This is a genomic window from Aeromicrobium sp. 10G20-16 (assembly GCF_055809665.1).
Genome location: NZ_CM147919.1, coordinates 1,890,025 through 1,912,979, shown reverse-complemented (window position 1 = coordinate 1,912,979; position 22,955 = coordinate 1,890,025). Strand labels below are relative to the sequence as shown.

The following is a 22,955-nucleotide window of genomic DNA, read 5'->3' as shown; positions in this document are numbered from 1 at the left end:
TGGTCCACGAATCAGTCTAGGATGGTCCGCATGGCCCGTCCACCCCGACCGCTCGCGCCGGATCGCGCCGATCGCCTGCGTGCGTCGGCGGCCGCTGCGTTTGCCCGTGACGGGTACGAGGGGGCGTCGTTGAACCGCATCCTGCGCGACGCAGGGCTCGCGAAGAGCTCCTTCTACCACTACTTCGATGACCGGGGCGCCCTGCACGACTGGGTGGTGACGGGGCTCGCGGCAGACGTGCTGGAGATCGTTCGGCCCCCAGCACTCGACGTGCTGGATGCCGACACGTTCCGGTCCGAGCTGCTCGCAGCCGCGGGCCGACTGAGGCAGGTCGCGGCCGAGCGCCCCGAGCTGACCGAGCTCGGGCGGATCTTCCACGGGGCCGCCGACCTCGATGACGACCGCGAGATCACGAGGGTACGCGCCGCGGTCCATGCCTGGATCGACGAGGCGCTGCAGACGGGTCGACGCCTGGGAGTCGTGCGTGCCGACCTGCCGGCCGAGCTGCTGAGGTCGTGGCTGGTCGCCCTGCTGGAGTCGCTCGATCGCTGGGTACTGGAGCGTGACCGGGCGGTTGATCCGCAGGATGTCAGCCGGGCGATCAACGCCCTGTGGAGCCTGTTGACGACGGACGGGGACGTGGCCCGGCGCCGTGGCGAGGGCGCGACAACCCGTCGGTAACTTGCCGAATCGGCCCGGGTGCGGTGGGGTGGGTCTGCATGGACACCTCCAGCATCCAGGAAGCCATCGACGGCTTCTTCGCTCCGATCTCCGATGCGGTCTCGTCGGTCATCTTCTTCACGGTGACGATCGGGGGTGTCACCTTCCCGATCATCGTCGGCTGGCTGGTGCTGGCAGCAGCGATCTTCACCATCGCGTTCCGCGGCCCGCAGGTGTGGGGCGTGCGGCACGCGATCGAGCTCGTGAGGGGCAAGTACGGCAGCGACGACGACCCCGGCGAGGTCTCGCACTTCCAGGCCCTGACGTCGGCCGTGTCCGGCACGGTGGGCCTCGGCAACATCGCCGGCGTGGCGGTGGCGCTGTCGCTCGGCGGTGCCGGTGCCACGTTCTGGATGATCCTCGCCGGACTGCTGGGCATGTGCACCAAGTTCGTCGAGTGCACGCTCGGCGTGAAGTATCGCGAGGAGCACGAGGACGGCACCGTCAGTGGCGGCCCGTTCAAGTACCTGCCCATCGCGTTCGCTCGCTTCGGCACGGGTGTGGCCACCGCACTGACGTCGGTGTTCGCCGTCGCGATCTTCTTCTTCGGTGCGGTCGGCGGCAACATGTTCCAGGCCAACCAGACCTACGCGCAGGCCAAGAACGTCACCGGTGGCGACGACGGCTGGCTCGCCGGCGGCGGCGCCGCGCTCGGCTTCGGCATCGTGCTCGCCCTGCTGGTCGGGCTGGTCATCATCGGCGGCATGAAGTCCATCGGCCGGGTCACGGCCAGCCTCGTGCCGGCCATGGCGATCATCTACGTGACCGCCTGCCTGGTCGTCATCCTCGGCAACTTCACCTCCATCCCGGGCGCGTTCGGCGACATCATCAGTGGCGCGTTCTCGCCCGACGGCGTCACGGGCGGTGTGGTCGGCGTGCTGATCATCGGCTTCCAGCGAGCGGCGTTCTCCAACGAGGCCGGCGTCGGCTCGGCGCCCATCGCCCACTCCGCGGTCAAGACCCGGCGTCCGGTCACCGAGGGCTTCGTCGCCATGCTCGAGCCGTTCGTCGACACCGTCGTCATCTGCACCATGACGGCGTTGACCATCGTCATCGCCAAGCCCGAGTCGTGGCTGAACGCCCGTGCCCAGGCCGCGGCGGGCGACACCCCCAACCCGGACGGTGTCGTGCTCACGTCGGACGCGTTCGAGAGCGTCGTGTCGTGGTTCCCGTACGTGCTGGCCGTCGCGGTCGCGCTCTTCGCGTTCTCGACGCTGATCACGTGGTCGTACTACACGCAGAAGGCGTTCACCTCGGTGTTCGGTCGCTCGGCGTTCACCGAGCGCCTCTTCCAGGTGATCTTCTGCCTGTTCACCGTGTTCGGGTCCGTGGTCGCCCTCAGCGACGTCGTGAACCTCGCGGACGCCATGCTGTTCACGTGCGCCTTCATCAACATCCTCGGTCTGTACCTGCTGTTCCCGGTGGTCAAGAAGGAGCTGGACGAGTACTGGGAGGACCGCCGCGAGGGCCGTCTGGTGCTGAAGGCCGAGCAGAAGAGCTGACCGGGTGAGCCTCACCTCGGCTCGTCTGCGGGACGCGTTCCGCACCAACCTGTGGCCCATCCCCACGCTGGGCGTGGTCACTGCGCTCGTGCTCGGGCTGGTGCTGCCGAAGATCGACCTGAGGATCTCCGACAACGTCTCGACGGTGGTGTTCGGTGGCGGGGCCGACGCGGCGAGCACGGTGCTCAGCGCCATCGCCGGGTCGCTGATCACGGTCACGTCGCTGACGTTCTCGTTGACGGTCGTCACCCTGCAGCTGGCCAGCAGCCAGTTCTCGCCGCGGCTGCTGCGCACCTTCACCCGTGACCTCGTGGTGCAGGGCACCATGGCGATCTTCCTCGGCACCTTCACGTTCGCGCTCACGGTGCTGCGCACGGTGCGCACCGAGACCGGCGGCGAGGAGGCGTTCGTCCCGCGGTTCTCGGTGACGTTCGCCTACCTGCTGGCCGTCGTCAGCGTGCTCGCGCTGGTGTTCTTCCTGGCGCACCTGACGCAGACCATTCGCGTCGAGAGCATGCTGCGCAGCGTCCACCAGGGGTCGGCCGGCATCGCGGCGCGCTTCGCCGGCGGCGACCGCCTCACGCCCGAGGCGGCGCAGGAGCTGGTGCCCGACGACGCGGTGCTGCTGACCGCCACCTCCACCGGCTTCCTCGTCGACGTGGACGAGAAGGCCTTGGTCGCGCAGGCGACAGAGCACGACGCAGTGGTCTACATCGAGCGCAACCCGGGCGACTCCATCATCGGCGGCACCCCGATCGGCTGGGTCTGGCGGGCCGGCGGCGGACCATGGGACGACGACGAGCTGGACGACCTGCGCGCAGCGGTGTGCTCGAGGATCACCACCGGCTTCGAGCGCACCTCCACGTCGGACCTCGAGCTGGGGCTGCGCCAGCTGGCCGACGTCGCGGTCAAGGCGCTGTCGCCGGGCATCAACGACCCGACGACGGCGGTGCATGCCCTGGGCTACATGTCGTCGTTGCTGTGCGACCTCAGTGGCGTGACGCTCGGACCGCGCATCCTGCGCGACGGTGACGGCAACGACGGTGCGGTGCGGGTCATCGTGTCGCGCCCGGTCTTCGCCGACCTGCTGGCGCTGGCCGTCGAGCAGCCGGCGCTTTACGGGCAGAAGGATCCCCAGGTGATGTCGCGGCTGTTCATGCTGTTGCGCGAGGTGGCATGGACCGAGGGTCCGCACTCGACGGAGGCGGTCTGCGTGCAGCTGGCGCGGCTTCGACGGTTGGTGGAGGCGGCCGACCACGACGAGGTGGACCTGGCGCGGTTGCAGGCCGAGGCCGCCAGCGTCGACGAGGCGCTCGAGGGCCGCTGGGACCAGACCGGTCGCGCCCGTGCCGCCCACCGCGATTCGAGCGCCTGACCTCCGTCCGGTAAGGTTCCCCGCGGTGGCGTGTCCGAGCGGCCTAAGGAGCACGATTCGAAATCGTGTGAAGGTTCATCCCTTCCGTGGGTTCAAATCCCACCGCCACCGCCAGATGAAGACCCCCGAGACCTGCTGAGATGTCCGCAGAATCGGGGGTCTTCGCATGTCTATCGGTGCGAATGCGCGGCAGGAAGTCGGCGGGTTGACCGGTCGCCCGTGGACCGACGCCGCGGTCACGCAGGATCGAGACCACCACGCGACGCCGGCCACACCGCGGCGTCCGTTACCGTCGCACCATGAGCTCTGGCCATTCGACGACCGCGCCGGAATCCTCGACCGACGTGATGGTGCAGGCCGCTCGGCGCCGCACCTTCGCCGTCATCTCGCACCCGGACGCGGGCAAGTCGACGCTCACGGAGGCGCTGGCGCTGCACGCGCACGCGATCACCGAGGCCGGCGCCACGCACGGCAAGGCGGGGCGCAAGGCCACCGTGTCGGACTGGATGGAGATGGAGCAGGCGCGAGGGATCTCGATCTCCTCGACCGCCCTGCAGTTCGAGTACGAGGGCAGGGTGTTCAACCTCGTCGACACCCCCGGCCACTCCGACTTCTCCGAGGACACGTACCGGGTGCTGTCCGCTGTCGACTTCGCCGTGATGCTGCTCGACGGCGCCAAGGGCCTGGAGCCGCAGACGCTCAAGCTGTTCGACGTCTGCCGGCGCAGCGGCATCCCGGTCATCACCGTGATCAACAAGTGGGACCGCCCCGGCCTCGATCCGCTCGAGCTGCTGGACCAGATCGAGCAGCGCATCGCGATCACCCCGACCCCGCTCACCTGGCCGGTGGGCATCGCGGGGGAGTTCCGCGGAGTGCTCGACCGTCGCGACGGCACCTGCATCGAGTACCAGCGGACGGCCGGCGGCGCGACCATCGCCGGGCAGGTGATCCACACCCCGGCCGAGGCCGCCGAGCTGTTCGGCGACGTGTGGACCGCCGCGTCCGAGGAGGTCGAGCTGCTGTCGGAAGCTGGCGGCACCCACGACGAGACGACCTTCCTCGCCGGCCGCACCACCCCGGTGCTGTTCGCGGCCGCAGCCCTCAACTTCGGCGTCAGCCAGCTGCTCGAGGTGATGCTGACGATCGCCCCGGCACCTCGCGCTCGACCCGACGCCGACGAGAAGCCGCGGCCCGTCGACAGCGACTTCAGTGCCTTCATCTTCAAGATCCAGGCCGGCATGAACACCGCCCACCGCGACCACGTGGCGTTCGCGCGGATCTGCTCGGGCGTCTTCCACCGCGGCGACGTGCTGACCCACGCGCAGAGCGGAAGGCCGTTCGCCACCAAGTACGCGCAGAGCGTGTTCGGCCGCGACCGCGAGACCGCCGAGATCGCCTACCCGGGCGACGTGATCGGCCTGGTGAACGCCTCGGCCCTGTCCATCGGCGACACCCTCTACGCCGAGACCCCGGTGACGTTCCCTCCGATCCCCAGCTTCGCGCCCGAGCACTTCGCCGTCATCCGGGCACGCGACACCGGCCGGCACAAGCAGTTCCGCCGCGGCATGGAACAGCTAGACCGCGAGGGCGTGGTCCAGGTGCTGCGCTCGGACCTGCGCGGCGACCAGGCCCCCGTTTTGGCGGCCGTGGGACCGATGCAGTTCGAGGTGGTCGTCGACCGCCTCCGACGCGAGTTCTCCACCGAGGTCAGCCTCGACCACCTCGACTACCAGCTGGCGCGGCAGGTCAGCGCGGCCGGCGCGGCCACCGTCAACGACCAACCCGGCGCCGAGGTGCTCACCCGCACCGACGGCACCCTGCTGGCGGTGTTCGTCGACAAGTGGCGCATGCAGCGCATCGTGCGCGACCACCCGATGCTCGAGCTCGAGTCGCTCGCCGCCGACGCCGCGTGACGAAGCTGGTCGGCCGGCGTCTGAAGCCTTACGGTGAACCCGTGAGCCAGATCCGTCAGATGTACGAGCCAGGCCAGCCCAGCTAGGGCCGGTCTCGTTCAGCCTTCGGGCATACCTGACGGGAGCAGTCCGTGTACATCTGCGAGAGCCACCTCCACTCATCCGGCGAGTTCACGGTCGAGACGCGACAGGCGTCGGGACTCGTGGCCATGATCGCGCTGGTCATCGACGAGCTGTGCTGCACGCACGAGGGTCGCGACTGCTGCGACTCGTTCTGCCTGATCGATCCCAAGCCGTGGGCCTGGAACCTCGGGCTCGGGCGGCGCCTCAGCGTGGGCCGCCTCATGTGGGCGGTCGGCCAGTGGGCCACCGGCTACGCCCATCACCTGGACCTCGTGCGCACTGAGGCCATCTCCGAGGTCGAGGCGGTCGAGATCTGGGGCTGGCGGCAGGCGGACATCGACGAGTGGCGCGCCTGGCGTGCGGAGGACCGCGACTAGATTCGCCGTGCGCTCACGTCGGCCGGTCCATCGCGTCGAGCAGGCCGAGCGCCTCGCGGGCGCGCTCCAGGCGCGCTGACTCGGGTTCGTCCCACCACGTCGGGCCGCGCTCGCCAAGGCCGTGCTTGGCGAGGTCGGTGCGCCTTCGTGCGGCCGCGACGGCGTCGTCGTCGCCGTGCTTCTTGGCGTTGCGCACGCCCGAGCGGCCGCGGCCGAGATGGGACGTCAGAGCCTCGACCAGGTCGGCTGGCAGGCTCGGGTCGGTTCTCCTCCATCGCCGCCCCTTGATGACCATCCACCGCGCGTCGTCCCCCTCGGTCACCGCGACAGTGCACGCTTCAGGTAGGGCGCGGTGACGCTGCCGGGCACGTCGAGCAGGTCGGTCGGCGTGGCCGCGGCGACGACCGTGCCGCCCTGGCCGCCACCGCCGGGCCCGAGCTCGACGACCCAGTCGGCCGCCGCGATGACCTGCATGTCGTGCTCGACGGTCACCACCGTGTCGCCGGTCTCGACGAGCCTGCCCAGCACCCGAACGAGGTCACGCACGTTGACCGGGTGCAGTCCGCCTGTGGGCTCGTCGAGCACGAAGACCGTGTCGCCGCGGCGAGGACGCTGCAGCTCGGTGGCCAGCTCGATGCGCTGCGCCTCGCCGCCGGACAGCTCCGTGGCCGGCTGTCCGAGGGTCAGGTAGCCCAGGCCCACGTCGAGCAGCGTGGTGAGGGCACGGGCGATGCCGGGCACGTCGTCGAAGAACTCCGAAGCCTCCTGCACCGTCATCGCCAGCACCTGCCCCACGTCGCAGCCGCGGTAGGTCACCTCGAGCGTCTCGGGGTTGTAGCGCGAGCCCTGGCACGTGGGGCACGACGAGTAGCTGGTGGGAAGGAAGACCAGCTCGACGGCGACGAAGCCCTCGCCCTCGCAGGTGGGGCAGCGGCCGGCCTCGACGTTGAACGAGAACCGTCCCGCGCCCCAGCCCCGCGCCGTCGCCTCGTCGGTCGCCGCGAAGATGCGACGCACGGCGTCGAACAGGCCGGTGTACGTGGCCAGGTTCGACCGGGGCGACCGGCCGATGGGCTTCTGGTCGATCGACACGATGCGCACGTCGCCGTCGGACTGCAGACGTTCGGTCATCGCCGTCAGGAGCGACGACTTGCCCGAGCCGGAGACGCCGGTGATCGCCGTCAGGACACCGAGGGGAAGCCGCAGCTCGACGTCCTGCAGGTTGTGCAGCGTCAGGTGGTCGAAGGTGCGCCAGCCGCGGGGGTCGCGCGGCGCGACCGCCGGAGCGTCGACACGATCGAACATGAAGTCGGCGGTCAGCGACTCGACGTCGGCGAGGGCCTCGGGCGGCCCGCTGTGGATGATCTCGCCGCCGAGCACGCCGGCGCTCGGGCCGACGTCGACCACCCAGTCGGCGTTGCGGGCGATCGACAGGTCGTGCTCCACGACGAACAGCGAGTTGCCGGTGGCGACCAGCTCGCGCAGCGCCGCGTAGAGCGCCTCGGAGTCGGCGGGGTGCAGTCCGGCAGACGGCTCGTCGAGCACGTACAGCACCCCGAACAGGCCGGCCCGCACCTGTCCGGCCAGTCGCACCCGCTGCAGCTCGCCGGGCGACAGGGCCGTGCTGGACCGGTCCATCGACAGGTAGCCGAGGCCCAGGCTGATGATCGCCTCGACGCGGGCCGCGAAGTCCTTGACGAGCGAGCGTGCCGCCGACGAGGCGGCGGCGCCGTGGCGATCGGTTCCGAGCGCCTGCTGTTCGAGGCCGGAGTCGAGCAGCTCGCACACCTGCGACAGCGCCATCGCGCTCATGTCGGCGATGTCGATGCCGTCGAAGGTGACGGCGAGTGCGGCGGGCTGCAGTCGCTTGCCGTGGCAGGTCCGGCATGGGCCCTCGGCGAGGAACGCCTCCAGCTTCTCGCGCTGGGAGTCCGACTGGGTCCGGGCGAGGTTGCGCATCAGGTACTTCTCCGCCGACGACCAGTGGCCGTGGTACTGGCTCTGCTCCCCGCCCTTGTTGCCCATCAGGAGCATGCGCGGTTCTTCGTCGGTGAACAGGATCCAGTCGCGGTCGGCCTGGTCGAGGGTGTGCCAGGGGACATGGATGTCGATGCCGAGCTTGGTGATCATGCGTCGCGCGTTCTGTCCCACCCATGCCCGGTTGGCCCAGACGCCGATCGCGCCGTCGTCGATCGACAGCGTCGGATCCGGGACGAGCAGCTCCTCGGTGGTGCTGCGCGCCACGCCGCTGCCTGCGCAGGTGGGACATGCGCCGTCTGCGGTGTTGGGGGAGAACGCCGAGGCCGGCAGATGCGCCGCGTCGTCGGGGTAGGTGCCTGCGCGGCTGTAGAGCAGGCGCAGCACGTCTGACAGCGAGCTCAGCGTACCGAGCGTCGACCGGGCGTTCGATGACCCGCGGGCCTGCTGCAACGCGATGGCCGGCGGCAGTCCGTCGATGGTGTCGACCTCGGGGGCGCCCACCTGTGACAGCAGCCTGCGTGCGTACGGCGCGACGGACTCGAAGTACCGCCGCTGCGACTCGGCGAACAGGGTGCCGAACGCGAGCGAGGACTTGCCCGATCCGGACACGCCGGTGAACACCACGAAGCAGTCGCGCGGCAGGTCGAGCGCGACGTCGCGCAGGTTGTGCTCGCGCGCGCCACGCACGCGGATCCAGCCGGAGGATCCGGCAGGTAGGGAGGTGCCGTGCAGATCGGTGTCAGGGGTCTGTGGCACCTGTCCAACCTACGGGGGCTCGACGGACGCGGCAGATGGCCGGGCGCGGACCCGACGGTCAGCGCGGGCTCACGACCCGGATGCCGGCATCGACGGCTGCTGCGGCCTGGCGTTCGTCATAGGTGATGAAGGCATCGGCCCGAGTTTCGATGGCCGCGGCCAGGTGCAGCGCGTCGAGAGAACGCAGCGTGGGGCCGGGAAGTCGGCCCGCGAGACCGTAGGTCTGCGCGGTGGGCAGGACGAGGTCGATCTCGCCGATCGCGTCGTTGATCGCCTCCGCTGTGACGTCGAGCCGCCGTGCTGCACGGACCAGCTCCGTGACGAGCAGGTGAGAGGCGACGAACCGTCCGCCAGAGCCCTGCACGTCGGCCAGGTGGTCGAGCATCGCCTCGGTCTCGGCCTCGTCGTGCACCAGCTTGAGCCAGGCCGAGGTGTCGGCGTAGTGGAGCACGCTCAACGGTCGCCGCGCAGGTCGTCGAGGACGTCGGCGGACGAGACGGAGGTGCGTGATCGCGCGATCTGCCGGGCTCGGCCGGGCGACGCAGCCGGGGTGACGAGGCCGGACGCGATCATCTGGTCGTACGGATCGGCTCCGGGAGGCACGAGGACGGCCGCGATCTCCCCGTTGTTGGATACGGCGATGGTCTCGCCGGCTTTCACGCGCGCCAAGATCTTGCTGCTGTTGTTGCGCAGCTCGCGGTGCGGGATCGTGTCCATGCCACCCTCCGTAGCAGAGTGTAGCAACGAGATCACTCGGGCGTGCGGGCGAGGTAGATGGTGGCGCTGGAGGTGCCGCGGGTGAGCAGGTTGTCGAACTCGACCACCTCGGCGCGGGCCTCGGCGAACGACGCGGAGAGCGTCGTCATGAAGTCGTCGTCGGGCGGGTCGTCGGACCACAGCGCGAACACGCCGCCGGGGTGCAGGCGCTCGACCACCCGGGCCAGCCCGGCCGGGGTGTAGAGGTCGGCATGGCTGGGGTGCAGGTGGTGTCGCGGCGTGTGGTCGACGTCGAGGACGACGGCGTGCCAGAGGCGGCCGGGCTGCTCGGCGTCGAGCTCGCCATCGGGGCGCAGTCCGGCGAAGAAGTCGCCGTGCACGAGCCGGCAGCGCTCATCGGTCGAGAGCGTGATCCCCGCGGGGATGAGGTGTCGCTGGTGCCAGTCGATCACCTGGGGCAGGTTGTCGACGACCACGAGATGGCGCACCCGCGGGTCCTCGAGCACGGCGAGCGCGGTGCAGCCGAGGCCGAGGCCGCCGACCACCACGTCCAGCTCGTCGAAGGCGGTGGACTCCTGCATGGCCAGCGTGCCCAACGCCGTCTCGGAGACGGTGAACAGGCTCGACATGAGGAACTCGTCGTTCAGCTTGATCTCCAGCAGGTCCTGCTGCGCGATCGGGTCCCAGCGCTCGCGCAGGATCAGCTCGCCCATGGGCGTGCTCTGGAAGTCGATCTCGCGGAACAGGCCCATCAGTAGGCCGAGCCACCCGCCAGCGAGATCGCGCCGACCGGGTGCCACACCGTCTTGGTCTCGAGGAACGCCCGCAGGCGCATGGTCCCGGGAGTGGCGGTGAAGTCGGGCTGGCGGCCTGATCGTGTGCCGGGTGCCAGCACGCGCTTGACGGTGTCGGACGCCGCGCGCTCCAGGTCGGGACGGTCGGCGGCGTCGACACCGGTGAGGTCGAGTCCGTTGACGTCGGCGTGCGACGCGAGCCAGGGCATCAGCTCGGCGAGGCGCCCGGTGAGCACGTTGACGACGCCGCCGGGCAGGTCGCTGGTGGCGAGGATCTCGGCGAACGTGACGGCCACGCACGGGTCGGCCTCGGACGCCGCGACCACCACGCTGTTGCCGGCTGCGATCACCGGCAGCACCACCGAGACCAGGCCGAGCAGCCCGGAGTCGGTCGGCGCCGCGACTGCCACGACACCGCACGGCTCGGGGGCCGAGTAGCTGAAGTACGGGCCCGACACCGCGTTGGCGCCGCCGAACACCGCCGGCAGCTTGTCGGTCCAGCCGGCGTAGTGCACGACGCGGTCCACCGAGGCGTCGACCTCGGCGCGCGCCTGGGCTGCGGTGAGCCCGCGCGAGCTGACGAGCAGGTCGGCCAGCTCGGCACGACGCCCCTCCATCATCTCCGCGACGCGGTACAGCACCTGGCCCCGGTTGTACGGGGTGGCACCGGCCCACGAGCCGAAGCCCTTGCGGGCCGCGACCACGGCGTTGCGGGCGTCCTTGCGCGACGCCAGAGCGGCGTTGGCCATGAGCGTGCCCTTCTCGTCGTGCACCTGGTAGGTGCGGCCGGACTCCGAGCGCGGGAACGCGCCGCCGATGTACAGCTTGTAGGTCTTGGCCACGGTGATGCGTGCCATCAGAGCGCTCCCTCGTCGTCGGTGTCGAGGTAGGCCGCCAGGCCCGACGGTCCGCCCTCGCGGCCGAAGCCGGACTCGCCGTACCCGCCGAACGACGCCGTCGGGTCGAACCGGTTGAAGGTGTTGTCCCAGATGACGCCGGCCTTCAGGCCCGCGGCCATGCCCATGGCGCGAGAGCCCTTCTCGGTCCAGACGCCCGCCGAGAGGCCGAACGGCGTGTTGTTGGCCTTGGCCAGCGCCTCCTCGGGCGTGCGGAACGTCATGGTGGTGAGCACCGGGCCGAAGATCTCCTCGCGCGCGATGCGCATGGAGGCCGAAGCCTCGGTGAAGATCGTCGGTGCGACGAACCAGCCCTGCTCCGGAAGTGCGCAGCTGCTGGTCCAGGCGGTGGCGCCCTCGTCGGTGCCGACCTCGGTGAGCCCGGTGATCTTGTCGAACTGCATCTGGGAGTTGACCGCGCCGACGTCGGTGTTCTTGTCCAGTGGCTGGCCCACCCGCAGCGTCTCGACGCGCTTCTTGAGCCGGTCGACGAACTCCTCGGCGATCGACTCCTGCACGATCAGACGCGACCCGGCGCAGCAGACCTGACCCTGGTTGAAGAACACGCCGTTGACGACGCCCTCGACGGCCTGGTCGATGGCGGCGTCGGCGAACACGATGTTGGCGCCCTTGCCACCCAGCTCGAGCGTGAGCTTGCGGCCGGTGCCGGCCAGCTCGGACTGGATGCGCTTGCCGACCGGGGTGGAGCCGGTGAAGGCGACCTTGTCCACGCCGTCGTGGCCGACGAGGGCGGAGCCGACGTCGCCGGCGCCGGGCAGGATGTTGACGACACCCGGCGGCAGACCGGCGTCGGCGATGATCTCGGCGAGGATCAGGGCCGTGACCGGCGTGGTCTCGGCCGGCTTCAGCACCACCGTGTTGCCGGCCGCGAGGGCGGGCGCGATCTTCCACGCCGCCATCAGCAGCGGGAAGTTCCACGGGATGACCTGCCCGGCCACGCCCAGCGGACGGGGATCGGGGCCGTAGCCGAGGTGTCCGAGCTTGTCGGCCCACCCGGCGTGGTGGAAGAAGTGCTGTGCTGCGGTGGGCACGTCGAAGTCACGCGACTCACGGATCGGCTTGCCGTTGTCGAGCGACTCGGCCACGGCCAGCTCGCGCGAGCGCTCGGCGATGGCGCGCGCGATGCGGAACAGGTACTTGCCGCGCTCGGCGCCGCCCATGCGCGACCACGGTCCGGTGAAGGCCTTGCGTGCGGCAGCCACCGCGCGGTCGACGTCGGCCGACGACGCGGTGCTGACGGTGGTCAGGACCTCGAGGCTGGCGGGGTTGATGCTGTCGAGGTCGTCGCCGCCGCCGTCGACGAACTCGCCGTCGAGGAACATCTGGTATCGCGGCTTGATCGCCGCGATGGCGGCCGACTCGAGCGCCGGCGCGTAGGTCAGGTCCATGGTGGTGGGGGTGTCCTCGTTCATGTCAGTCCACGCTCACGTAGCGGGAGCCGGAGTAGTGGCCCTGGGTCTGGGTGCGGCGCTGCATCAGCAGGTCGTTGACCACGCCGGAGGCGCCGAAGCGGAACCAGTGCGGGTCCAGCCACTCGGGGCCGGCGACCTCGTGCACCAGCACGAGGTAGGCGATGGCGTCCTTGGTGGTGCGGATGCCGCCGGCGGGCTTGACGGCGCGCTGGGCTCCGGTGAGGTCGCGCAGGTCGCGCACCGCCTGCAGCATCACCTGGGTGACGGGCAGGGTGGCCGCGGGGGCGATCTTGCCGGTGGACGTCTTGATGAAGTCGCCGCCGGCCAGCAGCGCCAGCCAGGAAGCGCGCCGCACGTTGTCGTAGGTGGCCAGCTCGCCGGTCTCGAGGATCACCTTGAGGCGTGCGGTCCCGCAGGCCTCCTTGGTGGCGGCGATCTGCTCGAAGACGGTGGCGTAGTCACCGGCGAGGAACGCGCCGCGATCGATGACCATGTCGATCTCGTCGGCACCGGCCTCGACGGCCAGGCGGGTGTCGGCCAGCTTGATCTCCAGCGAGGAGCGGCCCGCAGGGAAGGCCGTGGCCACCGAGGCCACCTTCACGCCGGTTCCCTGCAGCGCCTCCTTGGCGATGGCGACGCGGTCGGGATACACGCAGATGGCCGCCACCGACGGGGTGCCGGGCACCTCGCGGTCCGGGTTGACGCCCTTGCGGCACAGCGCCTGCACCTTGCCGGGGGTGTCGGCACCCTCGAGCGTCGTGAGGTCGACCATGCTGATGGCGAGGTCGATCAGCGCCCGCTTGGTGTCCTTCTTGATCGAGCGGCTCGCCAGCTGGGCGGCCCGCGCCTCGAGGCCGACCGGGTCGACGGCGGGGAGACCCTGCAGGAACCCGCGCAGCGAGGCGTCGTCCGTGTCGGTCAGGCCAACGGCTGCGCGCAGGTCTGCCGCGGTGCGGTCCCCGGTGGCGGGGGGTGTCGCGCTCATCATGTGCTCCTGGGCTGGGTGGCTGGTGGCTTGGTGGCTGGGTTGGTGGGGCGCCCACCGCGACCGAGGTCGCACCCGCGTGGCAGGTGCGACCTCAGCCGATGACGTGGATCAGCTGATTCCCTTGCAGGTCTCAGTATCGCCTTCCTTGGTGAGGAAGGCGCAGAACTCGGCCACCTGGTCCTTGGTGACCAGCGTCCCCTCCAGCACCGTGTTCTTCTTGACCGTGTCGCCGGCGGCGACCTTCAGGCTCAGGTCGACGACCTTCTTGCCCAGGACGAACGGCGACTCCGCGTGCGTGGAGTACATCGTGCCGGCCTGGATGGCCTTGAGGGCGTCCCCGATGCCGTCGTTGCCGACGACCTTGACCTTGCCGTCGAGGTTACGCGCCTTGAGCGCGGCCACGACGCCGAGGGCCATCTCGTCGTTGGCGGCGTACACGCCGTCGATGTCGGAGTTGCCCTGCAGCACGTTGGTCATGACGTCGAGCGCCTTGCCACGGTCGAAGTCGGCGGACTGCTTGGCCACGACCTGGATGTTCGGGTACTCCGCGATGCCCTCGTTGAAGCCCTTGCTGCGGTCCTGGGCGACGTTGGTGCCCAGGATGCCCTGGATCTCGACGACCTTGCCCTTCTCGCCGATCGCCTCGGCCAGCGACTTGGCGGCCTCCTTGCCGGCCTGGATGGCGTCGTAGCCGATGAAGCTGGCCAGCTTGCCGCTGGCGGGCTCGCGGTCGAAGGCGACGACCGGGACGTTGGCCGCGTTGGCCGCCTCGGTCATCGTGCCGCCGGACTCGCTGCCGACCGGATCGATGATCAGGACGTCAGGCTTCTTGGTCAGCGCGGTGGTGGTGGCGTTGAGCGCGGTCTGGTCGCTGTTGTTCGCGTTCTGGACGTCCAGAGACGCTCCGGCCTCGCTGGCGGCCTCCTTCGCGCCGTCGGCGACGGACACGAAGAACGGGTTGTTCAGGGTGCTGATGACCAGGGTGGCTTTGACGGACTTGTCGGCGCCGGTCTCGTCGCCGCCGCGGCCGCAGGCCCCGAGCAGGGTGATCGCGGTGAGCGCGATCGCCACGGTCTTCTTGGGTGTCTTCACGGTGTTCCTCCAGTGGTGGTGGGTGTTGCGATGTCAGCGGGGTTGCCCGAGCCAGGCCCTCGCGGTGGACGGACCAGGCGCACGAGCGACCGGACACGATCGGAGTTGCGATCCAGGAAGATCGCGAGCAGGATCACCAGACCCTTGACGACCCCCTGCAGGAAGGGGGAGACGTCCAGCAGGTTCAGGCCGTTGTCGATGACGCCGAGCAGCAGGGCGCCGATCAGGGTGCCGACCAGTGCTCCGCGGCCGCCGGCGAGGCTGGTGCCGCCGATGATGACCGCGGCGATCGCGGCCAGCTCGAGGCCGCTGCCGGCGGTGGGCTGGGCGGTGCCGAGGCGGGCGGCCAGGATGAAGCCGCCGGTCGCGGAGAGCACGCCGCTGATGACGAAGGCCAGGATCTTGACCCGGTGCACCTTGATGCCGGCCAGTCGAGCCGCGTCGGCGTTGTCACCGACGGCGTAGACGTGGCGGCCGAACCGTGAGCGCGACAGCAGCAGTCCGAAGATCACGAAGGCGATCAGCATGATCCACACCGGCGTCGGGACGCCGAGCACGCGGGACTGGCCGATGTCCAGGAAGCCCCGGTTGTCGATGGAGACGGGGTTGCCCTGGCTGAACTGCAGGGTCAGGCCCGCCAGCACCGACATCATCGCGAGCGTGGCGATGAACGACGGCATCCGCAGCTTGGTCACCAGCAGGCCGTTGATCAGACCGGCCAGCGCACCGACGGCCCACCCCGCGAGCAGGCCGATGATCAGCGGCTGGTCGCGCAGCACGAAGGCGGCCACGATGCTGGAGATGCCCAGGATGGCGCCGACCGACAGGTCGATCTCGGCCAGGATGATCACGTAGGTCTGCCCGGCGGCCAGCATCGCGGTGACCGACACGGCGAGCAGGACGTTCAACAGGTTGCTGCCGGTCAGGAACAGTGGCGTGGCGATGAACAGGATCACGCAGACGAACAGCAGCATCCACACGGCCCGCAGCTCGCGGTTCAGGGACGAGATCACGGTCTTCATGCGGCACTCTCCAATGCGTGTTCGAGCAGCTTCTGCTCGGTGAGGTCGTCGCCGGTGAGCTCGGCCACGACGTGGCCCTGCCGCATCACCAGCAGACGGTCGGACATCGCCACGAGCTCGGGCAGGTCCGACGAGACGAGGATGACCGCGACGCCGGCGGCGGCCTGTTCGTTGATGATCCGGTAGATCTCGGCCTTCGCGCCGACGTCGACGCCACGCGTGGGCTCCTCCATCATGAGGACCTTGGGGCCGGTCATCACCCACCCGCCGAACAGCGCCTTCTGCTGGTTTCCGCCCGAGAGGGTGCCGACCTCCGCCGCGCCGCTCGGCGTGCGGATGGCCAGCTGGTCGATGATCTCGTCGGTGGCTGCGCGCTCGGCCGCACGCCGCACGACGGCGCCGGTCGTGAAGCGGTCCAGGCTGGCCAGCGAGATGTTGTCGGACACCGACTGCTGCAGGCACAGCCCCTCGGCCTGCCGGTCCGGCGCGATGTAGCCCAGCCCGGCCGCGATGGCGCGCTCCGGCGAGCTCGGCCGGAAGGGTGTTCCGGCGACCGCGACCTCGCCCGCCGTCGTGGGCGTCAGGCCGAACAGGGCGCGCAGCACACTGCCCTTGCCGCAGCCGAACACGCCGCCGATGCCGAGCACCTCGCCGGCCCGCACCGTGAGGTCGACGCCGAAGAAGTCCGCGCCGCTCAGGTCGGTGCAGGTGAGCGCGACCTCGTCGCTGGTGTGGGTCTCCTTGGGATAGAAGTCCTCGATCGTGCGGCCGACCATCGCCGAGACGACCTCGCGCTCGCTGAGCTCCGACGTCGCGCGCTCCAGCGCCACGCCGCCGGATCGCAGCACCGCGATGCGCTGGGAGAGACGGAAGACCTCTTCGAGTCGGTGGCTGATGTAGACGATCGCGACGCCGGAGGCACGCAGGCGCTCGATCTGCTCGAAGAGGCGCTCCGACTCCTGCTCGTCCAGGGCGGCCGTCGGCTCGTCGAGGATCAGCAGGCGCATGTCGTGACCGGCGGTCTTGGCGATCTCCAGCATCTGCATCTGTGCGACGGACAGCTGGTCCACCGGAGTCATCGGGTCGATGTCGAGCCCGATCAGGTCCAGCAGCTCGCGGGCGCGGGCGGCCATCTTGGACTTGTTGACGAACCAGCGGCCGAACTCGGCCTGCTCGTCGAGGGTGAACAGGTTCTCGGCCACCGAGAGGTGGGGGAAGATGTTCTGGCGGAACTCCTGGTAGATGACCTGGATGCCGTGTCCCATCGCGGACTGCGGCGTGGGCAGCGTCACCGGTTCGCCGTCGATCACGATGCGTCCGCGGTCGGGCTGGTGGGCGCCGGAGATGACGCGGGTCAGCGTCGACTTGCCGGCACCGTTCTCGCCGACCAGGGCGATCACCTCGCCGCCCTCGACGTGCAGGTCGACGCCGGAGAGCACCTCGTTGTCGCCGAAGCTCTTGTGGATGTCGTGCAGCTCGATGCGCATGGCGGGCCTCAGTACGCCACGCCGGCGTGGAGGATCACGTTGGCGTAGGGCGTGAACTCGCCTGATCGGACCGCGGCCCGGGCGCCACGGGTCCGGTCCTTGAACTCGACGTGGGGGACGAAGTCGATCGTCACGCCGAGCGGGGTCAGCCGCTGCTCGAGCGCCCGCAGCATGTCGGGGCTGTGCTCACGGATCTCTGCAGACACCGTGGCGCCCTCGACCACGAGCTCGTCGAGCACCGTGTCGAGCAGGTCGAGGAAGGCGGGGAGGCCCGGTCGCACGGCCAGGTCGACTCGTTCGACGCCGGGCGGGATGGGCAGCCCGGCGTCGGTGACGACCACGAGGTCGGTGTGACCGGTCTCGGAGATGACCCGGGAAAGCTGTCCGTTGAGGGTCGCGGAGTTCTTGCGCATCAGACCAGCTCCTGGCGGTGGGTGTTCATGAAGGTGTCGACGTCGGGACCGGCCGGCAGGCTGGGCGAGGCGCCCCGCCGGGTGACCGCGATGGCCCCGGCGGCCATGGCTCGGGGGAGGGCGTCGTCGAGCGACTGGCCGCTGGCCAGTCCGGCACCGAGGTAGCCGGCGAAGGCGTCTCCGGCTGCCGTGGTGTCGACGGCGTCGACACGGATCGCCGGGTGGTGCCGCGGGCCGCTGGCGTCGACGACGACCACGCCCTGCGAGGCCAAGGTGATCACGGCGTGCGTGACGCCGCGGTCGACGAACCACTGTCCGGCCGCCTGCGCGGACTCGACGTCGTGGACGGCGATGCCGGTGAGCGTGGCGGCCTCGGTCTCGTTGGGGGTGACGATGTCGATCTCGGCCCAGATCGACTCGTCGAGGGCGGCGGCCGGCGCGGGGTCCAGCACCACGGTCATCCCGGCGGCCCGTGCGGATCGGACGGCGTGGACCATCACGTCGATCGGGGTCTCGAGCTGGGTGAGCAGGACCGACGCGCGACCCTCGGCGGCACGGACGCCGGCGTCGACGTCGTCGAGTCCGAGGTGGCGGTTCGCCAGCGGCACCATGACGATGTCGTTCTCGCCGGAGGCGTCGACCCGGATGTGGGCGACCCCGGTGGGTCCCTCGACGATGCGCACCGCGGCGACGTCGACGCCGAAGTCACCCAGGGCGCCGAGCGTCAGCGTCTGAAAGGCGTCGGTGCCGACGCACCCGACCATCTGCGTGTCGGCGCCGGCCAGTGACGCGGCGAGCGCCTGGTTGGCGCCCTTGCCGCCGAGCACCAGCGTGAGGTCGTCGCCCAGCAGGGTCTCGCCGGGGCGGGGCAGACGCTGGGAGAAGGAGGTGACGTCGGCGGTGATGCTGCCGATGACCAGGACGCCGCCGGGCCGAGAGGGGGTGGTCATGCGGGAGCGCCTTCCGATGTCGTGGTGGGTGCGGAGGTGGAGCCGCGCACGATCAGCTCGACCGGCAGGACGAGGCTCGAGGTCGGCGGTGCGTCGGTCGCGGTGAGGCGATCGACCAGCAGGCGGGCGGCGGCTGCGCCCTGGTCGACGTCCGGACGCATGACGACGGTCAGCGGTGGGTCCAGCAGTGCGGCCAGCGGCAGGTCGTCGAACCCGACGATGGACAGGTCGTCGGGGATCGACACGCCGAGCTCCATGAGGGCGGTCAGCGCGCCGGCGGTCATGAGGTTGTTCGCCACGAAGACGGCGGTGGGGCGACGCTCGGACTGCCACAGCTGCTGCATGGCGTCGTGTCCGCTCGCCTCGCGGAAGTCGCCGATCCGGATCAACGAGTCGTCCGGCGTCAGTCCGTGCTGCTCCAGCGCGGCCAGCAGGGCCTCGTGCCGCATGCGGCCCGGCGTGGAGTCCAGCGGGCCGCTGATCGCGGCGATGCGGGTGTGGCCGAGCCCGACGAGGTGATCGATCGCCTGGTGCACTCCGGAGGTGTTGTCGACCAGGACGCGGTCGACGTCGGGGCCGGTGGAGATGTCGCGATCGACGAACGCGAGTGCCTTGCCGCTGCGCATCAGCTGCAGCGGGATCCGGTCGTGCTCGGACAGCGGCGCCATGATGATGCCGTCGGTGCGCTGGGACAGCTCCTGCACCAGCGACTCCTCGCGCTGCGCGTCCTCGTCGCTGTTCCCGAGGATGACCTGCAGGCCGTGCGGACGCACCTCGCGCTCGATGCCCTTGACCAGGGCTGCGAAGAACGGGTTGGAGATGTCCGGGACGATCACCCCGATCGAGTGGTGGCGGCCGGACTTGAGGCTGCGCGCGACCTGGTTGGGCTGGTACCCGAGCTCGTCGATGGCGCGACCGACCGCGTCCGCGCTGCGGACGGTCTGCCCGGCGAGGTACCGGGTCACCGAGGCGGTGGAGACTCCGGCCGCGCGTGCGACGTCGTGGATGGTGGTCATGGCTCCTGCGCGCGACTCGGACGATGGGGTGTCATCGATGACACTGTTAACGATGACAGTGACGGTACCGAGCCGCCCGGTGCAGTGTCAACGCGGACGGAGGCGCGACTAGAGGTCGAGCACGAGAGCGCCGTCGCGGGCGCGGGAGACACACGGGTACATGACGCGAGCCGCGTCCTTGTCGGCGTCGTCGCTGACCGAGTCCAGGTGCTCCGCGGCGCCGCCGAGCACCCGCACCTCGCACGATCCGCACACGCCCTCGCGGCACGAACCGAGCACCGGCATGCCCCCGGCCTCGAGTGCGTCGAGCACGCTCTCGTCGGCAGCGACGTCGATCGTCCGGTCCGAGCGGGCGCAGGTGACGGCGATCGGGGTGGGCGGGGCTCCCACGCGTTCGAGCGCGACGAACCGCTCGAGGTGCATGCGCTCGTGAGGCACGTGATCGGCCACGTCCTGCATGAGCGACTCGGGCCCGCACGCGTAGACCACCGAGGTGGTGCCGCTGACGACGGCACCGGCGGAGAACCGTCGTCCCTCGTCGCCGGCGTGCACGAACACCCGTCCCGGGTACGCCTCGACGAGCTCGTCGACGAACGCCATCGAGCGGCGGCTGCGCCCCGCGTAGTGCAGGGTCCAGCTTCGCCGCGCCGGAAGTGACTCGATCATCGCCTTGATCGGGGTGATGCCGATGCCGCCGGCGACGAACAGGTAGGCGGACGACGGCACCAGCTCGAAGTGGTTCAGCGGGCCTGACACCTCCACGGTGTCGCCGCTGCGCAGGTTCTCGTGCAACCAGACGCTGCCGCTCAGGTCGTCGTCGGAGCGGCGGATCGCGATCTCGTAGAGCGCGCGATCGGCCGGGTCGCCACAGAGCGAGTACTGGTTCTGGGTGCCGGTCGACAGGTGGATCGTCAGGTGGGCTCCGGGCTGCCACGGCGGCAGGACGCCGCCATCGATCGCGGCGAGGCGCACCCCGAGGACGCCCTCGGCGATGGGGTCGGCGTCCACCACGATCATGGTGCGGGTCTCGCGCGCGCGATGCCTCGACGCGGTGGCCGCCAGCGCCTCCACCCGCTCCTTGACGACGACACGCAGGATCACCGTCAGTGCGGCGATCACGATCAGGGTGACGGACAAGACGGTGTACCAGACAGCGCCGACGTCACTGCCGATCAGTCCGGCGTGAAACGCGACGACGCCGAGCAGGGAGTAGCTGCCGAGGTGGATGAGCTTCCAGAATCGACGGGGCAGGCGATGCATGACCATCGACGTGCCCTGCACGGCCATGAACACGTACATCGCGACGATGCCGAGTGCGGAGGCCAGCGGTCGGTACCCGGTCGAGAACGGCACGAGGACGTCGAGCGCACTGAAGCTGACGTAGGTGTCGAGGATCAGCGACACGACGTGCAGCGCGACCATGAGGACCGACAGGCCACTGAGGTAGCGGTGCAGGTCCTGCAGCCATCCCGGGTTGTCGATGTGGCGCATCACCCGCGTGGCGAGCAGCACGCCCCAGAGCACCGACAGAGTCATCAGGACCCACGCCACGACGGCGCTGGATCGGGTGACGTACCACCACAGGTGTGGATCGTTCATCGCAGCTCTCCCCATCCCTCGGACTCGAGCCGGCTGCCGTCGCGGAGCACGAGCAGTCCGGCGGCACCGACGTCGTCGACCCACGCGAGGTACTCATCGGGGTCGGCCAGGAAGCCGGCCTTCGTCAGCACCTCGGCACGCTGGCCGGTCGCGGCGACGACCGAGACGGTCTGCACGTCGGTGGTCGCGCTGCGGTGGGTCGCGGGATCGACCAGATGGTGCGTCGGCCTGCCGTCGACGGTGAAGACGCGCTTGGACACGCTGGAGGTGACCAGCGATCCGTGGGTCAGCTGCACGACGTCGATGTGCAGGTCCTCGGGGGCGGCGTCGGCAGCGGCGTGCGGATTCTCCACGCCGAGCAGCCACGGTCCTCCCTGCGGCGACTGTCCGGCCACGACGATGTCGCCGCCGATCTCCGCGAGGGCGCCGGCCGCACCGCCCGCCATGATCAGCTCGCACACGCGATCAGCCGCCGCGCCCTTGCCGATGCCGCCGGCGTCGAGCGTGGTCCCGCGCGGCACCACGACGTCGCACCCGTCGACCCGCACGTCCTGCATCCGGCCGGGCGTGGTCACCGATGCGGGCAGCACCGTCTGCAGCGCTGGTTCGACCACCGAGCGGTCGTAGCCGGCGGCGATCACGTCGGGCAGCAGGGTCGGGTCGAACGCACCCGCGGTGATGCGGTGCCCCTCGATCATCGACTCGACCAGCGCGACGGTCAGATCGTCGACGTGGACCGGGCGGCCCTCCGAACGATTCAGTCGCATGATGTCGCTCGTCGTGACGAATCGGCTCCAGAGCGCCTCGCAGCGGTGTGCCAGCTCGAAGGCGGCGTCCAGCAGCAGCGGCGGACCGTCGACGACGCTGATCGTCGCCGTGCCGCCCATCAGCGGCTCGGTGCGCGACGAGCAGGTGGCGTCGGCCTGCTCGTGAGGGGTGGTGGTCATCGACTACCCGCCCGACCCGCCGGACGTCGCGTTCACGCGGGGTGCAGCGGGACGAGGCGCGGCTGCACGCGGCGCCGCGGCTGCCGGAGCGCGGCGCACCGCTGGCGCCTGGGCGGCACGTTGCACGGCTGCGGCCCGCTGCTGCGCGGCGGCACGCTGCTGGGCGAGCTTCGTGGCTGCCTTGCGTGCCTTCTTCTCGGCCTTCAGGCGCGCGGCCTCCGCCTTCTCGCGAGCCACCCGTTCGACCGAGTCGGCGGTGTCGCGGGCCTGCACCGCCTGGCGCCAGTCGCGCACGGTGAGGTCGTCGACCAGGCGCTGGCGTTGCTGCACGGCCTCCTCGGCGGCGGTCGCGGACTGCAGCCCGGACGCGATGGCGACGAACGCGACCGCCGTGGCGGTGGCCGTGACCATCTTGGCGCCGCGAGCAGGCTCGGGGCGCCGCGTCCGGTCCCTAGTCATCGTCCTCGGCCCCGTGCTCGTGCTCGTCGTGGTCCTCGGACTCGTGATCCTCCGACTCGTGGTCCTCGTACTTCGGACGGGAGGTCGTGGCCGGTCGCGGCGTCGTCCTCCTCGGCGCGGGGGCGACGGCCGGAGGAGCCGCCGGCGTCGTCACGCGCGGGGCCACCGGTGCCGGCTCCGGGTCGGGGGTGTCCTCGGTCGCCTCCGTCGTGGGTGTGGCCGACGGGCTGGGCGTCGCGTCGGGAACGTCGTCGACCTCCGGCACCAGGACGGTACCGGCGTTGCCGATGGGTTCTGGTCCCGAGGAGAAGGTGTCGGCGTTGACGGCCATGGCTGCCGATCCGGCGCCGAGGACGCCGACGATCGTGAGGATGGTGACTGCTCGTGATCTCATGT

Annotated in this window: 23 protein-coding genes and 1 tRNA gene; 6 read left to right on the top strand and 18 right to left on the bottom strand. The window is 70.4% G+C overall.

Annotation, left to right across the window (positions count from 1 at the left end; genetic code table 11):
- Window positions 1-30: 30 nt before the first annotated feature.
- The 6 genes from AC0L5F_RS09660 to AC0L5F_RS09635 all read left to right on the top strand — a co-directional run bounded on the left by AC0L5F_RS09660 (window position 31) and on the right by AC0L5F_RS09635 (window position 6,010).
- Window positions 31-681 carry a TetR/AcrR family transcriptional regulator gene (locus tag AC0L5F_RS09660; RefSeq protein ID WP_473313122.1) on the top strand — a complete coding sequence of 217 codons (651 nt, stop codon included), beginning with the start codon at window positions 31-33 and terminating at the stop codon, window positions 679-681.
- A gap of 38 nt (window positions 682-719) precedes the next feature.
- A complete protein-coding gene (locus AC0L5F_RS09655) occupies window positions 720-2,222 on the top strand; it encodes an alanine/glycine:cation symporter family protein (protein WP_473313121.1) in 1,503 nt (500 codons plus the stop codon).
- Between the two features lie 4 nt (window positions 2,223-2,226).
- Complete coding sequence (locus tag AC0L5F_RS09650) at window positions 2,227-3,597, top strand: DUF2254 domain-containing protein (RefSeq protein ID WP_473313119.1); 1,371 nt, start codon at window positions 2,227-2,229, stop codon at window positions 3,595-3,597.
- A gap of 24 nt (window positions 3,598-3,621) precedes the next feature.
- Window positions 3,622-3,711 (top strand) — tRNA-Ser (locus AC0L5F_RS09645).
- Window positions 3,712-3,896: 185 nt separating this feature from the next.
- The gene (locus AC0L5F_RS09640; RefSeq protein ID WP_473313118.1) at window positions 3,897-5,510 is read left to right on the top strand and encodes a peptide chain release factor 3; all 1,614 of its coding nucleotides are present in this window, start codon (window positions 3,897-3,899) and stop codon (window positions 5,508-5,510) included.
- A 131-nt stretch (window positions 5,511-5,641) separates the two neighbouring features.
- The gene (locus tag AC0L5F_RS09635; protein WP_473313117.1) at window positions 5,642-6,010 is read left to right on the top strand and encodes a hypothetical protein; all 369 of its coding nucleotides are present in this window, start codon (window positions 5,642-5,644) and stop codon (window positions 6,008-6,010) included.
- A 13-nt stretch (window positions 6,011-6,023) separates the two neighbouring features.
- Here the strand turns inward: AC0L5F_RS09635 and AC0L5F_RS09630 are convergent, their stop codons facing one another.
- From AC0L5F_RS09630 to AC0L5F_RS09545, 18 genes are all read right to left on the bottom strand, one after another.
- Window positions 6,024-6,332 carry a hypothetical protein gene (locus AC0L5F_RS09630; protein ID WP_473313116.1) on the bottom strand — a complete coding sequence of 103 codons (309 nt, stop codon included), beginning with the start codon at window positions 6,330-6,332 and terminating at the stop codon, window positions 6,024-6,026.
- Complete coding sequence (locus AC0L5F_RS09625; protein WP_473313114.1) at window positions 6,329-8,746, bottom strand: ATP-binding cassette domain-containing protein; 2,418 nt, start codon at window positions 8,744-8,746, stop codon at window positions 6,329-6,331. Before AC0L5F_RS09625 ends, AC0L5F_RS09630 begins: the two co-directional genes overlap by 4 nt.
- Before the next feature lie 58 nt (window positions 8,747-8,804).
- Entirely contained in the window at window positions 8,805-9,197 is a 393-nt protein-coding gene (locus tag AC0L5F_RS09620) for a type II toxin-antitoxin system VapC family toxin (protein ID WP_473313112.1), read from the bottom strand.
- Between the two features lie 2 nt (window positions 9,198-9,199).
- A complete protein-coding gene (locus tag AC0L5F_RS09615) occupies window positions 9,200-9,463 on the bottom strand; it encodes a type II toxin-antitoxin system Phd/YefM family antitoxin (RefSeq protein WP_473313111.1) in 264 nt (87 codons plus the stop codon).
- Window positions 9,464-9,495: 32 nt separating this feature from the next.
- Window positions 9,496-10,215 (bottom strand): polyamine aminopropyltransferase, encoded by a 720-nt coding sequence (locus AC0L5F_RS09610; protein WP_473313110.1) that lies wholly within the window; start codon window positions 10,213-10,215, stop codon window positions 9,496-9,498.
- The gene (locus tag AC0L5F_RS09605; RefSeq protein WP_473313109.1) at window positions 10,215-11,114 is read right to left on the bottom strand and encodes an aldehyde dehydrogenase family protein; all 900 of its coding nucleotides are present in this window, start codon (window positions 11,112-11,114) and stop codon (window positions 10,215-10,217) included. Before AC0L5F_RS09605 ends, AC0L5F_RS09610 begins: the two co-directional genes overlap by 1 nt.
- Window positions 11,114-12,586, bottom strand: coding sequence for an aldehyde dehydrogenase family protein (locus tag AC0L5F_RS09600; protein ID WP_473313108.1), 1,473 nt, complete (start codon window positions 12,584-12,586; stop codon window positions 11,114-11,116). Before AC0L5F_RS09600 ends, AC0L5F_RS09605 begins: the two co-directional genes overlap by 1 nt.
- A gap of 1 nt (window position 12,587) precedes the next feature.
- The gene (gene deoC, locus AC0L5F_RS09595) at window positions 12,588-13,571 is read right to left on the bottom strand and encodes a deoxyribose-phosphate aldolase (RefSeq protein WP_473313106.1); all 984 of its coding nucleotides are present in this window, start codon (window positions 13,569-13,571) and stop codon (window positions 12,588-12,590) included.
- Window positions 13,572-13,682: 111 nt separating this feature from the next.
- Complete coding sequence (locus tag AC0L5F_RS09590; protein ID WP_473313105.1) at window positions 13,683-14,666, bottom strand: sugar ABC transporter substrate-binding protein; 984 nt, start codon at window positions 14,664-14,666, stop codon at window positions 13,683-13,685.
- A complete protein-coding gene (locus AC0L5F_RS09585; RefSeq protein ID WP_473313103.1) occupies window positions 14,663-15,688 on the bottom strand; it encodes an ABC transporter permease in 1,026 nt (341 codons plus the stop codon). The genes AC0L5F_RS09590 and AC0L5F_RS09585 overlap by 4 nt, the downstream gene beginning before the upstream one ends.
- Window positions 15,685-17,175 (bottom strand): sugar ABC transporter ATP-binding protein, encoded by a 1,491-nt coding sequence (locus AC0L5F_RS09580; RefSeq protein ID WP_473313102.1) that lies wholly within the window; start codon window positions 17,173-17,175, stop codon window positions 15,685-15,687. The genes AC0L5F_RS09585 and AC0L5F_RS09580 overlap by 4 nt, the downstream gene beginning before the upstream one ends.
- Before the next feature lie 8 nt (window positions 17,176-17,183).
- Window positions 17,184-17,588, bottom strand: coding sequence for a D-ribose pyranase (gene rbsD, locus AC0L5F_RS09575; protein WP_473313101.1), 405 nt, complete (start codon window positions 17,586-17,588; stop codon window positions 17,184-17,186).
- Complete coding sequence (locus AC0L5F_RS09570; protein WP_473313100.1) at window positions 17,588-18,538, bottom strand: ribokinase; 951 nt, start codon at window positions 18,536-18,538, stop codon at window positions 17,588-17,590. The genes rbsD and AC0L5F_RS09570 overlap by 1 nt, the downstream gene beginning before the upstream one ends.
- Window positions 18,535-19,554 carry a LacI family DNA-binding transcriptional regulator gene (locus tag AC0L5F_RS09565; protein ID WP_473313099.1) on the bottom strand — a complete coding sequence of 340 codons (1,020 nt, stop codon included), beginning with the start codon at window positions 19,552-19,554 and terminating at the stop codon, window positions 18,535-18,537. The genes AC0L5F_RS09570 and AC0L5F_RS09565 overlap by 4 nt, the downstream gene beginning before the upstream one ends.
- A 108-nt stretch (window positions 19,555-19,662) precedes the next feature.
- The gene (locus AC0L5F_RS09560; RefSeq protein WP_473313097.1) at window positions 19,663-21,153 is read right to left on the bottom strand and encodes a 2Fe-2S iron-sulfur cluster-binding protein; all 1,491 of its coding nucleotides are present in this window, start codon (window positions 21,151-21,153) and stop codon (window positions 19,663-19,665) included.
- The gene (locus tag AC0L5F_RS09555) at window positions 21,150-22,100 is read right to left on the bottom strand and encodes an FAD:protein FMN transferase (RefSeq protein ID WP_473313096.1); all 951 of its coding nucleotides are present in this window, start codon (window positions 22,098-22,100) and stop codon (window positions 21,150-21,152) included. Before AC0L5F_RS09555 ends, AC0L5F_RS09560 begins: the two co-directional genes overlap by 4 nt.
- A gap of 3 nt (window positions 22,101-22,103) precedes the next feature.
- Window positions 22,104-22,559, bottom strand: a complete 456-nt coding sequence (locus AC0L5F_RS09550; RefSeq protein ID WP_473313095.1) for a hypothetical protein — start codon at window positions 22,557-22,559, stop codon at window positions 22,104-22,106.
- Window positions 22,552-22,953: a hypothetical protein gene (locus AC0L5F_RS09545; protein ID WP_473313094.1), complete on the bottom strand. Its 402-nt coding sequence runs from the start codon at window positions 22,951-22,953 to the stop codon at window positions 22,552-22,554. Before AC0L5F_RS09545 ends, AC0L5F_RS09550 begins: the two co-directional genes overlap by 8 nt.
- Window positions 22,954-22,955: the final 2 nt, after the last annotated feature.

Excerpts from the sequence above, each read along its gene's own strand:
- AC0L5F_RS09585 (WP_473313103.1), bottom strand. The coding sequence starts at position 15,688 with ATGAAGACCGTGATCTCGTCCCTGAACCGCGAGCTGCGGGCCGTGTGG.
- AC0L5F_RS09600 (WP_473313108.1), bottom strand. The coding sequence starts at position 12,586 with ATGAACGAGGACACCCCCACCACCATGGACCTGACCTACGCGCCGGCG.
- AC0L5F_RS09570 (WP_473313100.1), bottom strand. The coding sequence starts at position 18,538 with ATGACCACCCCCTCTCGGCCCGGCGGCGTCCTGGTCATCGGCAGCATC.
- AC0L5F_RS09615 (WP_473313111.1), bottom strand. The coding sequence starts at position 9,463 with ATGGACACGATCCCGCACCGCGAGCTGCGCAACAACAGCAGCAAGATC.
- AC0L5F_RS09605 (WP_473313109.1), bottom strand. The coding sequence starts at position 11,114 with ATGGCACGCATCACCGTGGCCAAGACCTACAAGCTGTACATCGGCGGC.
- AC0L5F_RS09660 (WP_473313122.1), top strand. The coding sequence starts at position 31 with ATGGCCCGTCCACCCCGACCGCTCGCGCCGGATCGCGCCGATCGCCTG.
- deoC (WP_473313106.1), bottom strand. The coding sequence starts at position 13,571 with ATGAGCGCGACACCCCCCGCCACCGGGGACCGCACCGCGGCAGACCTG.
- rbsD (WP_473313101.1), bottom strand. The coding sequence starts at position 17,588 with ATGCGCAAGAACTCCGCGACCCTCAACGGACAGCTTTCCCGGGTCATC.
- AC0L5F_RS09655 (WP_473313121.1), top strand. The coding sequence starts at position 720 with ATGGACACCTCCAGCATCCAGGAAGCCATCGACGGCTTCTTCGCTCCG.
- AC0L5F_RS09550 (WP_473313095.1), bottom strand. The coding sequence starts at position 22,559 with ATGACTAGGGACCGGACGCGGCGCCCCGAGCCTGCTCGCGGCGCCAAG.
- AC0L5F_RS09580 (WP_473313102.1), bottom strand. The coding sequence starts at position 17,175 with ATGCGCATCGAGCTGCACGACATCCACAAGAGCTTCGGCGACAACGAG.
- AC0L5F_RS09640 (WP_473313118.1), top strand. The coding sequence starts at position 3,897 with ATGAGCTCTGGCCATTCGACGACCGCGCCGGAATCCTCGACCGACGTG.
- AC0L5F_RS09565 (WP_473313099.1), bottom strand. The coding sequence starts at position 19,554 with ATGACCACCATCCACGACGTCGCACGCGCGGCCGGAGTCTCCACCGCC.
- AC0L5F_RS09555 (WP_473313096.1), bottom strand. The coding sequence starts at position 22,100 with ATGACCACCACCCCTCACGAGCAGGCCGACGCCACCTGCTCGTCGCGC.
- AC0L5F_RS09560 (WP_473313097.1), bottom strand. The coding sequence starts at position 21,153 with ATGAACGATCCACACCTGTGGTGGTACGTCACCCGATCCAGCGCCGTC.
- AC0L5F_RS09610 (WP_473313110.1), bottom strand. The coding sequence starts at position 10,215 with ATGGGCCTGTTCCGCGAGATCGACTTCCAGAGCACGCCCATGGGCGAG.
- AC0L5F_RS09545 (WP_473313094.1), bottom strand. The coding sequence starts at position 22,953 with ATGAGATCACGAGCAGTCACCATCCTCACGATCGTCGGCGTCCTCGGC.